The organism is Stenotrophomonas sp. TWI377, from assembly GCF_039674525.1.
Taxonomy (GTDB): domain Bacteria; phylum Pseudomonadota; class Gammaproteobacteria; order Xanthomonadales; family Xanthomonadaceae; genus Stenotrophomonas.
Window position 1 is genome coordinate 20,240 of record NZ_JBDJNT010000010.1, and the last position, 12,893, is coordinate 33,132.

Annotated in this window: 12 protein-coding genes; 4 read left to right on the top strand and 8 right to left on the bottom strand. The window is 68.3% G+C overall.

The window, feature by feature from the left end; translation table 11 throughout:
* Nucleotides 1-37: 37 nt before the first annotated feature.
* A complete protein-coding gene (locus ABE546_RS10115) occupies nt 38-1,015 on the bottom strand; it encodes a DUF4105 domain-containing protein (protein ID WP_313212145.1) in 978 nt (325 codons plus the stop codon).
* A 209-nt stretch (nt 1,016-1,224) separates the two neighbouring features.
* Between ABE546_RS10115 and ABE546_RS10120 the strand changes: the two genes are divergently transcribed.
* The gene (locus tag ABE546_RS10120) at nt 1,225-1,635 is read left to right on the top strand and encodes a GFA family protein (protein ID WP_313212130.1); all 411 of its coding nucleotides are present in this window, start codon (nt 1,225-1,227) and stop codon (nt 1,633-1,635) included.
* On the opposite strand, the gene ABE546_RS10125 is transcribed toward ABE546_RS10120, so the two are convergent.
* From ABE546_RS10125 to ABE546_RS10135, 3 genes are all read right to left on the bottom strand, one after another.
* Nucleotides 1,632-1,850, bottom strand: coding sequence for a hypothetical protein (locus ABE546_RS10125; protein WP_143592064.1), 219 nt, complete (start codon nt 1,848-1,850; stop codon nt 1,632-1,634). The two genes, ABE546_RS10120 and ABE546_RS10125, sit on opposite strands and share 4 nt — an antisense overlap.
* 112 nt (nt 1,851-1,962) lie before the next feature.
* The gene (locus tag ABE546_RS10130) at nt 1,963-5,076 is read right to left on the bottom strand and encodes an efflux RND transporter permease subunit (RefSeq protein ID WP_346463557.1); all 3,114 of its coding nucleotides are present in this window, start codon (nt 5,074-5,076) and stop codon (nt 1,963-1,965) included.
* A 7-nt stretch (nt 5,077-5,083) separates the two neighbouring features.
* Nucleotides 5,084-6,289 (bottom strand): efflux RND transporter periplasmic adaptor subunit, encoded by a 1,206-nt coding sequence (locus tag ABE546_RS10135; RefSeq protein WP_346463559.1) that lies wholly within the window; start codon nt 6,287-6,289, stop codon nt 5,084-5,086.
* A gap of 178 nt (nt 6,290-6,467) precedes the next feature.
* On the opposite strand from ABE546_RS10135, the gene ABE546_RS10140 reads away from it, so the two are divergent.
* From ABE546_RS10140 to ABE546_RS10150, 3 genes are all read left to right on the top strand, one after another.
* Nucleotides 6,468-7,151 carry a response regulator transcription factor gene (locus ABE546_RS10140; RefSeq protein WP_313212127.1) on the top strand — a complete coding sequence of 228 codons (684 nt, stop codon included), beginning with the start codon at nt 6,468-6,470 and terminating at the stop codon, nt 7,149-7,151.
* Nucleotides 7,144-8,514 (top strand): ATP-binding protein, encoded by a 1,371-nt coding sequence (locus ABE546_RS10145; protein WP_346463561.1) that lies wholly within the window; start codon nt 7,144-7,146, stop codon nt 8,512-8,514. The genes ABE546_RS10140 and ABE546_RS10145 overlap by 8 nt, the downstream gene beginning before the upstream one ends.
* An 84-nt stretch (nt 8,515-8,598) precedes the next feature.
* Complete coding sequence (locus tag ABE546_RS10150) at nt 8,599-9,411, top strand: sugar phosphate isomerase/epimerase family protein (RefSeq protein ID WP_313212125.1); 813 nt, start codon at nt 8,599-8,601, stop codon at nt 9,409-9,411.
* 73 nt (nt 9,412-9,484) lie between these two features.
* On the opposite strand, the gene ABE546_RS10155 is transcribed toward ABE546_RS10150, so the two are convergent.
* The 4 genes from ABE546_RS10155 to ABE546_RS10170 all read right to left on the bottom strand — a co-directional run bounded on the left by ABE546_RS10155 (nt 9,485) and on the right by ABE546_RS10170 (nt 12,865).
* The gene (locus ABE546_RS10155) at nt 9,485-10,363 is read right to left on the bottom strand and encodes an SDR family NAD(P)-dependent oxidoreductase (RefSeq protein WP_313212123.1); all 879 of its coding nucleotides are present in this window, start codon (nt 10,361-10,363) and stop codon (nt 9,485-9,487) included.
* A gap of 86 nt (nt 10,364-10,449) precedes the next feature.
* The gene (locus tag ABE546_RS10160; RefSeq protein WP_313212122.1) at nt 10,450-10,833 is read right to left on the bottom strand and encodes a YbjQ family protein; all 384 of its coding nucleotides are present in this window, start codon (nt 10,831-10,833) and stop codon (nt 10,450-10,452) included.
* Nucleotides 10,834-10,954: 121 nt separating this feature from the next.
* Entirely contained in the window at nt 10,955-11,251 is a 297-nt protein-coding gene (locus tag ABE546_RS10165) for a hypothetical protein (RefSeq protein ID WP_346463563.1), read from the bottom strand.
* A gap of 96 nt (nt 11,252-11,347) precedes the next feature.
* A complete protein-coding gene (locus tag ABE546_RS10170; RefSeq protein ID WP_346463565.1) occupies nt 11,348-12,865 on the bottom strand; it encodes an alpha/beta fold hydrolase in 1,518 nt (505 codons plus the stop codon).
* Between the last annotated feature and the right edge of the window lie 28 nt (nt 12,866-12,893).

The window sequence follows — 12,893 nt, forward strand, 5'->3', positions numbered from 1 at the left end:
GGCAAGGCGCGGTGCGGCGACAGCTTCAATGCGGAACTCATGGAACGCTTCCCTGCCCTGTCCCCGGGACGTCCCGGCGGATCACCTGTGAAAAATCATCGTTTGCATTGCTCGCCCGCGCACGGTCGGTAATCCGCCCGCGTGCCTTCAGCGTCTCGAACGGTACCCCCGGCGTGAGCACCCCCAGATCGCGCGCGTATTCGGCGAAGTAGCCCGAGGCCAGCAGCCGGTAGTCCATCGGCAGGCCAGGCGCGATCTGCTTGGCCAGTTCGTACACGATGGTCGTGCAGTTGCTGGTCAGCGTGTTGTAGAACGCCGGCGCGGCATCGAGCTTGCGGGCCTCGCCGAGGTAGGACACGAACAGCGCCTTGAGCTGCTCCTGGGTCATGCCGTGCAGGCGGTACAGATAGACATCTTCGCCCCGCGCATTGGTGCGCGTGCGCACGATGTCGGTTTCCTCCGAAGCGACCAGGGTCATCTCGAACTTGCGGAAGAACCCGCCCAGCGCGGAGAACGACTCGCCGCGCTCCTTGCGGATCTCCAGCGAGAACACCAGGTAGCGACCGTCGTCGAAGCCGAAGGAAATCAGCGTATGCGCGATCGCCGGGCCCATCCAGTAGGACATGATCAGATCGGCCGAGCGCAGCTGGTCCAGGTTGTACTCGCGGCGTACCCAGCGCGCGTCGTAGTCGGTCTCGCTGCGCCAGGTGAAATCACGCACGTTGTCGAGCACCACACGCGGGCCATCCACCTCGACCACCTTCAGCCGCTGGGCGACATCATCGGCCCAGACGCGATCCTGACGCGGGGTGAGCAGCAGCCACCAGACGCCCGAGAGCACCAGCGCCACGCCGTACAGCACGCCCGGCCAGCGCCCGGCGCGCGCACGCGCCACCCCGATCGCACCGGTGACGGCAAATAGCGCCCACAGGCCGACCAGCAGATACCGCACCCAGCCCGGACCCGGCAGCTGGTAGGCCAGCAAACCGGTGATCCACAGCGCCGCCAGCAGCATCAGCAACGCCAGCCCCCATCGTCCTGCCTTCTTCACGCATCGATCCGTCGTCTATCCGGGGCGCTAGTTAGCCATAACCCCTGTGTGCGCTGCATGTCGAGCCTGTTCAGCTTCGGACCGGCGTTCACCCCGGACCCGGCACCACATGGCGTCGCCTGCCCACCCGATCGCATACTTGGCCACCAACGGCTACCCGGGAAGCGCCCCTCATGCAGGGATTGACCACCATCGGCGGCGTGCCGATCCAGCGCCACCATCTGCTGCGCTGCCACTGCGGCGCCGTCGTCCTGCGCCTGCACCTGCCCGACGGCGTGGTCGCGCCCCGGCGTTGCGACTGCTCCATGTGCCGCCGCCGCGGCGCGATCGTGGCCTCGGTGAAACTGGCGGATCTGGAGATCGTGCAGGGCCATGACGAACTGCGGCTGTATCAGTTCAACACGCACGTCGCCCGCCACCACTTCTGCGGCGTGTGCGGCATCTACACGCACCATCAGCGACGTTCTTCACCGGAGGAATATGGCTACAACGTCGGCTGCCTGGACGGTGTCAATCCGTTCGATATCGGCGAGGTGCCGGTGAATGACGGGGTCAACCACCCCGCCGATGCCAACCGCGCTTAGCGACGGCCCGGGCCGATCTTCTGCCACGGGGCCATGCCCTTGCGCCCATGCAGCAGCGGGCGCTTGAGCGGCAGCCGGCGCGGCATCGGGATGCCCACCCCGGGCGCGGCCGTATCGTCCTGGCGCAGTGACTCGGCACGCTGGCCGACCAGCAGGGCCGCCACTTCTTCCAACCCGTTTCGCATGGTCCGAGCGACCGTCTGCAGGGGATTCATGGCGTGTCTCCAAGCGGTGTGGGGACGATCTACGCTAATGGCGCACCGGCATTGAAACCGTGAACGGAATGGGTCAACAAGATGAAATCGGGGGTCCGGAGGGCATCTCCGTTCAGTGTTTTGCCACCGGATCGGGGCGGGCCTTGCCCAGGCGCCGCACCAGCACGAAGAACAGTGGCACCAGCAGGATCGCCAGCAGCGTGCCGGAGAGCATGCCGCCGATCACGCTGACACCGATCTCGCGCCGGCTCACCGCGCCAGCGCCGGTCGCCAGGGCCAGCGGGATCACGCCAGCCACGAAGGCCAGCGAGGTCATCACGATCGGCCGCAGGCGCAGGCGCGCGCCCTTCAGTGCCGCCTCCACCGCCGAGCTGCCCGCGCGGTACTCAGCCTCGGCGAACTCCACGATCAGGATCGCGTTCTTGGCCGATAGACCGATCGTGGTCAGCAGCCCCACCTGGAAGTAGATGTCGTTGACGAAGCCCGCCGCGGTGGTGGCGATCACCGTGCCGATCACGCCCAGCGGGATCACCAGCATCACCGCCACGGGCACCGTCCAGCTCTCATAGAGCGCGGCCAGGCACAGGAAGATGAAGGCGATGGAGGCCGCGTACAGCCACAGCGTCTGGTTGCTGGACAGCTGCTCCTGGTAGGACAGCCCACTCCACTGCAGCGCAAAGCCGGGCTGCTCGGCCACCAGCGTCTGCATGGTCTGCATCGCTTCGCCCGAGCTGCGCCCTTCGGCGGCACTGCCCTGGATCTGCATCGCCGGCAGACCATTGAAGCGCTGCTGCAGCTGCGGCCCACGTGACCAGTGGCTGCTGGCGAAACTGGCGAACGAGGCCATCTGCCCGTTGCTGCCGCGCACATACCACTGGCCGATGTCGTCGGGCACGCTGCGGTAGGGCTGGTCGCCCTGCACGTACACGCGCTTGACCCGGCCGCGGTCGAGGAAGTCGTTGACGTAGGTGCCGCCCCATGCCGAGGACAGCGTTGAATTGATGTCGGCCTGGGCCAGGCCCAGCGCACTGGCCTGCGCCTGATCGATGTCCAGATGCAGCTCGGCCTTGTCGCCGAGGCCATTCAACCGCACCGAGGTGAGCCGGTCGTCATCGCTGGCAGCCTGCACCACCTTTGCCTGGGCGGCCTGCAGCGCCGGCCGGCCGGCGGCGCTGTTGTCCTGCAGCCACAATTCGAACCCGCTGGACTGTCCCAACCCGCGCACCGCCGGCGGCGCCAGCACGTTGACCTTCGCATCGGGCAGATTGCGGAAATGCGCGTTGGCGCGGGCGATGATCGCCCCGGCGCTGTGCCTGGCATCGCGTTCGGACCACGGCTTGAGCGCCATGAACCCCTGCCCCGCGTTCTGCCCGGTGCCGGCGTTGTTGCGGCCGACCACCACGAACACCACGTCCAGGCTGTCCTTCTCGTGCTCCATGAAATAGCGACTGATCTGCTCGCCCAACGCCTCGGTGCGCGCCATCGGCGTGCCTTCCGGGGTGGAGAACTGGAAGGTCACCTGGCCCTGATCCTCCACCGGCAGGAAGCCGGTCGGCATCCGTGCATACAACGCGACCACCCCCACCACCAGCAGCACGTAGAAGGCCATCCAGCGACGCGGGTGCGCCACGATGCCGCCCAGCTTGCCGCGGTAGCCGTTCTGGCTGCGCTCCACGCCGCGGTTGAACCAGGCGAAGAAGCGGCCCGGTGGCGTCTGCGCGCTCGATGGCTTGAGCAGGGTCGCGCACAACGCCGGGGTGAGCGTCAGCGCGACCAGTGCCGACAGCGCCATCGCCGAGGCGATCGTGATCGAGAACTGCCGGTAGATGATGCCGGTGGAGCCGCCGAACAAGGCCATCGGCAGGAACACCGCGCCGAGCACCACGGTGATGCCGACCAGCGCACCGGTGATCTCGCCCATCGATTTCTCGGTCGCCTCGCGCGGCGGCAGGTGCTCCTCATGGATGATGCGTTCGACGTTCTCCACCACCACGATCGCATCATCCACCAACAAGCCGATCGCCAGCACCATCGCGAACAGGGTGAGCGTGTTGATGGTGAAGCCAGCCACCGCCAGCACGCCGAACGTGCCCAGCAACACCACCGGCACGGTGATCGCCGGGATCAGCGTCGCACGCAGGTTCTGCAGGAACAGGAACATCACCACCACGACCAGCACGATCGCCTCGATCAGGGTGTGGATGACCCCCTCGATGGAGACCCGCACGAACGGCGTGCTGTCGCGTGGGTAGGCCACTTCCAGCCCGGGCGGGAAGCTCGGGCGCAACCGCTCGATCTCGGCGCGCACCGCATCGGCGGTCTCCAGCGCGTTGGCACCGGAGGCCAGCGTCACCGAGAAGCCTGCTGCGGGATAGCCGTTGAGGAAGCTGCTGGTCTGGTAGTTTTCCGCGCCGATTTCCACCCGCGCGACATCGCTCAGGTGCACGGCCGCGCCGCTGGGCAGGGTGCGCAGGATGATCGCGCGGAACTGCTCGGCGGTCTGCAGCCGCGACTGCGCGGTGACGGTGGCGTTGAGCGCCTGCGCCGGCCCGGTTGGCAACGCGCCCAGCTCACCGGCGGTGACCTGGGTGTTCTGCGCCTGGATCGCGGTGCGCACATCCGAGGGCATCAGATCGAACGCGCGCAGCTTGTGCGGGTCCAGCCAGATGCGCATCGCATAGGGCGAACCGAACACGTTGATTTCGCCCACGCCGGGAATGCGGCTGATCGGGTCCTGCACATTGCTGACCAGGAAATCGGAGACGTCCACCCGTTCCATGCGCCGGTGGGTGTCATACAGCGACACCACCATCAGCGAATCACCCTGCGATTTGGCCACGGTGACGCCCTGCTGCTGTACTTCCTGCGGCAGCCGGTTGATCGCCTGGTTGACGCTGTTCTGCACCTGCACCTGGGCAATGTCCGGGTTGGCGCGCTGGTCGAAGGTGACCGTGATCCGCGCCTGGCCCGAAGACGAACTGGTGGAGGAGAAATACAGCAGGTGGTCGATGCCCTTGATCTGCTGCTCGATCACCTGGGTGACGCTGTCTTCCACCGTCTGTGCCGAGGCACCGGTGTAGTTGGCGGTGATGTTGACCTGCGGTGGCGCGATGTCCGGGTACTGCTCCACCGGCAACTGGGTCACCGCGATGGTGCCCAGCGCCATGATGCAGATGGCCAGGACCCAGGCGAAGACCGGGCGGTGGATGAAGAAGCGCGGCAGCATCGGCGGCTCAGCCCTCGCCGGCCGGCGCGGCGGCGGGCACCGTGGCCGGTGCGGCTTCGCCCGCGGGCTTGATCCGTACCGTGGCGCCTTCGCTCAGCCCCTGGCGGCCACTGAGCACGACCTGCTCACCGGCCCGCAGACCCTCGAGCACCAGCCACTGGTCACCCACCGCGCGCGCCGTCCCGAAGGTGCGTTGATGCACGCGTCCGTCCGCGCCCACCACCCACGCCAGCGCCTCGCCCTTCGGGCTGCGGTCCACGGCGGCCTGCGGCACCAGCAGCGCCTGCTGCTGCGTACCCTGGCCGACCTGGGCGCGCACGTACATGCCGGGCAGCAGCTGGCCCTGTGGATTCGGAAACTGTGCCCGCAGGGTGATGCTGCCGGTTTCCTGGTCCACATCGATGTCGGCGAATTCCAGCGTGCCGGTCAGGGCGTAGTCGGTGCCATCGGAGAGCTTGAGCTGCACCGGCGCGGTGGTCGCCTCCACGCCGCCGTCGGCGATCGCGCGGCGCAGCGCGAGATACTCGTTGCTGGACTGGGTGATATCCACGTTCATCGGATCCACCTGCTGGATGCGCGCCAGCGGCTCGGCCTGGCCGTTGGTCACCAGCGCGCCCGGGGTGAACAGCGCGCGGCCGATCCGCCCGCTGATCGGCGCGGTCACCCGCGCAAAGCCCAGGTTGGTGCGTGCGGTATCGCGCACCGCCTGCGCCGCCTGCACCGCCGCCTCGGCCTGCTGGTGGGTGGCCACCGCATCATCCACGTCCTGCTGCGCCGCCAGTTGACCGACACCGAGCTGCTGCATGCGCTTCGCACGCAACCCCGCCGCCACCGCACTGGCCTCGGCCGTGCGCAGGTTGGCCTGCGCTTCGTTCACCGAGGCCTGGTACAGCGCCGGTTCGATCTGGAACAGCGGCTGTCCGGCCTTCACCATCTCGCCCTGCTCGAACAACCGCGCCTGCAATACCCCGGACACCTGCGGGCGTACATCCGATTCCTGAGAGGCCACCGTGCGTCCGGGCAATTCCTGGGCCAGCGCCAGCGATTGCGCCTGCAGGGTCAGCACCGTCACCTCCGGCGCCGGTCCCTTTGCCTTGGGCGCTTCCTTGCTGCAGGCGGCCAGCCCCAACGCCACGGCCAGCCCCAGCAGCGGCAGGCGCCAAGGGCCGGACAACAGGCCGGGGGCCGGGGAGGACGGGAGCGGATCGGTCATGGGGGACGGTATTCCAGGCGTGAACGGGGCACATGGCCCCGGGCGGCAGGGCCACTGCTCGGGGCGAATATAGGAGAAGCGGGGCGAGGATCCGGCGAAAACCGCATGAAACATTTTTCATTTGCAGTCCCTCCGGGGGGTTGCGACGATGCACCGGTCCCAATCGTCAAAGTGGCCCATGCCGCGCGTACTCACCATCGAGGACGACCTCGTCACCGCCGAGGAGATCGCCACGGAACTGCGCAGCCACGGCTTCGAGGTGGACCGGGTGGGCAATGGCGAGGACGGCCTGGCCATGGCCTGCCGCGGCGACTACGCCGTGATCACCCTGGACCGCATGCTGCCGGGCATGGATGGCCTGGCCCTGGTCACGGCCCTGCGGCGCCAGGGCATCACCACCCCGGTGCTGATGATCAGCGCCCTTTCCGATGTGGATGAGCGGGTCCGGGGCCTGCGCGCCGGCGGCGACGACTACCTGACCAAACCCTTCGCCTCGGACGAAATGGCGGCCCGCGTGGAGGTGTTGATCCGTCGTCACGGGCAGCCAGCCGTGGCGGAGAACCAGTTGCGCGCCGGTGACCTGGAGCTGGACCTGATGACCCGCACCGCCCGCCGCGCCGGCGAGGAGATCACCCTGCTGCCGACCGAGTTCAAACTGCTGGAATTCCTCGTGCGCAACGTCGGCCAGGTGGTCACCCGCACCATGTTGTTCCAGGAGGTATGGGGCTACCACTTCGATCCCGGCACCAACCTGATCGACGTCCACATCGGGCGCCTGCGCAAGCGCATCGACCAGCCCGGGCGTGCCCAGCCGATCCGCACCGTGCGTGGCACCGGCTATGTCCTGGACGACCATGTCTGATCACTGGCGTTCCTCCAGCAGCCGGCTGCTTGGGCTGTACTGCGTGCTGTTCGTGGCCTGGTCCAGCGTACTGCTGGGGGTGATGTACTGGCGCGTCTCGGACTACCTCAACGACCTCGCCGAGTCCGGCCTGCAGCAGCGCGCGCACCTGTTCGAGAAGTTCGAGGGCCCGGCGCTGGACGATGCGCTGCGCGACAGCCTGCGCTATGACCTGCACGGGGCGTATGCCTACGGCATCTTCAGCCGCAGCGGGCAGCCACTGTCCGGCCCACTCCTGGCGATTCCCGATGGCCTGAGCATCGACGGGCACGCGCAGGCGGTGGAACGCTGGTCCCTGCGTAGTGGGCCGATCAAGGCGCCCGGGCGCGCGCTCGGCGTGGAAACGCAGGGTGGCCGGCTGCTGGTGTTCGTTCGCCAGAGCGGCAAGCTCTCCGCGGTCAACAGCATCATTCTCGATGCGCTGCTGTGGGGCGTCTCGTTGACCATCATTCCCGGCCTGGCCGGCTGGCACATCCTGCGCCGGCGCCCGCTCAAACGGATCCAGCAGATCGAGGCCGCGACCAACCGCATCATCGCCGGCGATCTCGGCCAGCGTCTGCCCGTGTCCGGCCACCCGGATGAGATCGACCGTCTCTCGAGCATCGTCAATGCCATGCTCGAACGCATCGAGCAGCTGATGACCGAGGTCAAGGGCGTGTGCGACAGCATCGCGCATGATCTGCGGACCCCGCTCACCCGCCTGCGCGCGCATCTCTACCGCACCCGTGTCGGGCTGGAAGAAGATGACCCGCGTGCCGCGCAGCTGGACAAGGCGCTGACCGAAACCGACCGGCTGATGGCGCGCTTCGGGGCGCTGCTGCGCGTCTCCGAACTGGAAAGCCACCAGCGCCGCTCGGCCTTCGTCGAACTGGATGCGGGCGAGCTGCTGCAGGAACTGCACGCGTTCTACCTGCCACTGGCTGAGGAGAAGGACCAGCAGCTGCTGCTGGAGATCACCCCGCAGGTAGGCACGCTGTGGGGCGACCGCGAACTGCTGTTCGAGGCGCTGGCCAACCTACTCTCCAACGCGTTGCACTTCACCCCGGCGCAGGGCCGGATCGTGCTTCGCGCGGTGGATGACCACGGCGCACCGCGCATCGATGTGATCGACAACGGCCCCGGCATTCCGCCGCAGGATCGCAGCCTGATCTACCAGCGCTTCTTCCGCGGCGGTAGCGGCGGCGAGACGACCGAGGGCTTCGGGCTGGGGCTTTCGATCGTGGCCGCCATCGCCGGCCTCCATGGGTTCCGGGTCCGCGCCGGGGATGCGCCGGGCGGCGGCGCATGGCTGAGCATCCGCTGCGCGGCGGAGGGGCTTCGCTGACACCCGGCCGCCTGCACATCGCGGCGATGCGGTAGCCACTAGCATCGGCGGCGACGCTTGATTCGCTGCAAGGTGTACCCCTCGATGTCCTCATTGCCCGGCCCGCGCTTCCTCAACACCATCCTGCTTGGCGGCGACACGGCCGGGAAACTCGGTGCCGCCGCCGCGGCAGGATTCGCACAGGTCGAGCTGTGGCGTGAGGATGTCGAGTCCTCATCCGTCGCCGACGTGCGTGCAACCCTGACGCGCAGCGGCCTGCAGCTCACCGACGTGCAGGTGCTGCTGGATTTTGATGGCGCTTCGGCGGCCACCCGCGAGGGCAAGCGTGCAGAGGCACTGTCCTTGCTTGCGCTGGCGCACGACATGGGCGCAGGCACGGTGCTGGTGCCCGCCTGCACCGCGACCGACTACGTGCCCGACCGCGTCACCGACGACCTGCGCTGGCTGTGCGCGCGTGCCGCCGAACGTGGCCTGCGCATCGCCTACGAAGGCATGGCCTGGAGCCGCCTGCATTCCACCCTGCCCTCTGCGTGGCAGCAGATCGAGCAGGTCGGCGCGCCGAACCTGGACATCGTGGTCGATGCCTTCCACCTGTTCGCCGCCGGGCGCACCGCCGACGATCTGCACGACGTGCCGGTGGAGCGCATCGCGCTGGTGCAGCTGTCGGATGTGCTGACCCAGCCGTTGCCCGGCCAGGTCACCACGCAGGCGCGGCATCACCGCTGCCTGCCGGGCGATGGCCTCTGGCCGCTGGAGACGCTGATCGATGCGCTGGCCGCGATGGGTTACGGCGGGCCGATCGGGCTGGAGGTGTTCAACGATGCGCTGAAGGCCCGCGATCCACATGCGGTGGCACGTGAGGCCATGGCCGCGCTGGAGGCCGTGCTGACGCGCTGATGCTCGACGGCTGCCACCCGCGGGCCGTGTCGGGAAATCCGGCAAGCGCAGGACGTCAGGACGTGAGCGGGTGTCAGCGTGGTTCGACTGCCGACTTGGCGATCTGCGGCCACTGCCTGGCGACCGCCTCGATGTTACCGGCCACTACGGCCCGCAGATCGCGCGGATAGCGCACGCCCTCGGCCTCGCTCAGCCGCGTGGCATGGAACCGGCCGTTGCTGGCGCGCAGAATCCAGCCACCCTCGATGCAGGCGCGCGAGGCCAGGAACACGACGCCCGGCGCCACGGCCTCCGGGTGCAGCTCATCCGGCTCGCCTTCCACGCCCCACATGCGGGTCTTGGCCACGGGTGAAACCGCGTTGACCACGATCCCATGCGCGGCGCCTTCGGCAGCCAGCACATTGACGATGCCGACCGCGGCCGACTTCGCCGCCGCGTAGGCCGCCAGCCCGTGCTGCACGTACTGCGGGTACAGCGCGCGGTCGGAGGTGGTCAGCACGATGCGGCCATGCCCCTGCGCCTGCATCGCCGGCCACGCGGCCTGGGCGAGCCACAACGGCGCCTTGGCCGCGACCGCCATCATGTGGTCGAAACGATCCTCGTCCACCGCATCGATCCGCTGGTACTCGACCCAGCCCGCGTTGTGCAGGATCACGTCCAGGCGGCCATGCCGCTGCAGAATATCGGCGACCCGTGCGGCGGCCGCGGAGCGGGACTGGATGTCCTGGTGGCTGGCCTCGACAGAGAGCCCCTCTGCACGCAGACGCGCAACAGCGTGATCGATCCGCTGCGGATCACGGCCGGTACCGTCCAGCGTAGCGCCCACGTCCTGCATCACCACATGCGCGCCGCGCTGGGCCAGCAACCGGCTGTAGGCGAAGCCGAGGCCGCCTGCGGCGCCGGTGACCAGGGCGACCTGCCCGGCGAAAGAAAGTGTGTCGTTGATCGTCATGCGGACAGCATCCGCCCTGGACAGCGCGGATGCCAATACCGATGACAGCTTGCTGCGATACGCAGGGCGTATCGCACACGAGATGCTTAGCGGTGCGTGGGCTCGACGATCACCGCCGTGCCGTAGCACAGCACTTCGGTCAGGCCGGTCATCACGTCGGTGGCGTCATAGCGCATCGCGATGATCGCGTTGGCGCCCAGCAGCCGCGCATGGTTGGACATGTCCCGGTAGGTCTCTTCGCGCGCCTGCTCGCACAGCTGCGTGTAGATGGTGATGTTGCCGCCGAAGATGGTCTGCAGCCCGCCGAGGAAGTTGCCCACGATGGAACGCGAACGCACGGTGATGCCACGCACCACGCCCAGGCTGCGCACCACGCGGAAGCCGGGCAGCTCCATCGCCGTGGTCACCATGGAATCGTCGAGCCGGGTTGCCGGGCCTGCGCGGCCACCGCTGTTGTAAGGATCTGCCATTGCTGCCTTATCCAGGTTGAGAGTATCGATCCGGCCAGCACGCAGGGTGCGGCTGGCGCTGGCGGAAGGATAGCGCCAAGGCAAGCAAGGAAGCGACGTCCCGTGGCGCCCGGCGGCGCCCCTATACCCCGCCGAGCCTGACCACCTGGTACACTGCGATATTCCGCTCGGCCAGCGCACGCACCACCTCGGGAATCAGCTGCATCGGCAGGTCCACTTCATAGCCGTGCGGACGGGCGTGCAGGAGCGAGGCGTCGAAGTGGAAGGCAGGATTGTCGCTGGCGCGTTGAACGAGGAACGTGGTGATCGCATCGCGGGCGATGTCCTCCGATTCCCCGACTTCGACATACACCCGGTACAGCGTGTCGCCATAATCATCGGGCGTGCCGTGCACGGAAGTCACCGTTGGATCGGTCATCGCGTCCTCCTGTGTTGGCGCAAGCGCCGGGCCAGCCGAAACCATACACCTCGGTCGGTCCACAGCGCCTGCACACAGTCGCACTTCCGGCAGCCCTCAGCGCCCCCGCGGATCGACCAGATCGCTCTTGCTACGCGCAAACACCGGCGCCCCCACGTCCAGCTCCGCATCACCCACCGGCCGACCTGCCAGGAAGTCCGTGATGCCCGCGGCGATGGCGGGATTCCCGAGCCACAGTTCGTTGTCGTGGCTGGCCCCGCGCACCCGCAATGTGCGGCTGTCGCTGAAGCCCGGCCGCAGCGCCTCGGCGTTGGCCGGCGGCGTGCGCCCATCCAGCGTGCCACTGATGAACAGCACCGGCACGTTGCTGCGCAGTGGCCCGCGGAAAGCATCGCCAAGATCGACCAGCCCCAGGCCATCCCCCAGTGCCGGGAAGGGGAAGTTCAGCGCATCGCCGAACAGGCTCTCGCGTGCCTGCGCCTCGGCCAGTGCGCGGCGCTGCGGAGTCTGGCCAGAGGCCACATCCATCGCCAGCGACATCGCGCCGTAGCTGCCGTACTCACTGCGCAGCAGCAGGACCATTGCCGCCAGCAGATCGTAGTCGCCGTTCTCGGCATCGCGCAGGATCAGCGGCAGCCACTGCTGGGTCATGCGGCGCCCGAGACAGGCACTGATCGCCAGCTGCGCGTCGTACGCGCCGATCATCACGGGCTTGCCGCCATGCATGACACTGTGGCCTTGGCGCGGCTGCTCGCGCAGGGCGGCCAGCACGCGCGTGGCCGAGCCGGTCAGATCATCGAAGCCCGCTCCTTTGGCCAACACGCCCAGCTCCGCCAGCAGCGCATCGGCCGACAGCGGCAGCTTCAAGGTGTCATCAGGTCCTTCCGTCCCCATCAGCACCACGCGGTCCAGACCGGCGCCGTGCAGGCGCACCGTGGCCAGCGCCAGATGCGTGCCATAGCTCATGCCCCACAGGCTGATCTTCGGCACCTTCAACGCACGCCGCAGGTCCTCCAGATCGCCGGCACTTTCCGCGGTGGTGTAGGCCCCCAGGTCCACGCCCGTCTCCCGCCAGTACGCCACGCAGCGGGCGGCAACGTCACGCAGCGCGGCGAGCGCCGCATCGTGCTGCAGCGGCTTTGCATCGTCGAACGTGTGCTCATGCGGGCACGACGGCGGCGGCTCCGACTCACCCGCCCCGCGCTGATCGAGCAGCAGCACGTCGGTTTCGCGCCGGACCTGATCGAACACCGGCCAGCGCGGTCCGCGCCCGGTCCCGATCCCCGAGCCCCCCGGACCACCGGCCAGGTACACCACGGGCGACGCATTGCCATCGCCACCCGTTGCCGGCAGGCGCACCACCCGCAGGCGCATGCGCGGGCCGTTGGGGTCGGCATGCCGGCGCGGCACCTCCAGGTAGCCCGCCTCGGCGGCGATGGTGCCGTGCTTCTGCGTCTCGAACGCATAGGGGGCGAACTCCAGCCGCGCCGCCGCATCACGTGCCAGCACAGGTGACGCGCCGACCAGGGTCAGGCAGAGCGCTGCCCACCGCGTGACCGGCAGGCACAGGCCGGGAGCAGGAGAACGGAACAGGGACATCGGGACGTTGGACATGACGGACTCCGGATGGGAGGTAAGGGAA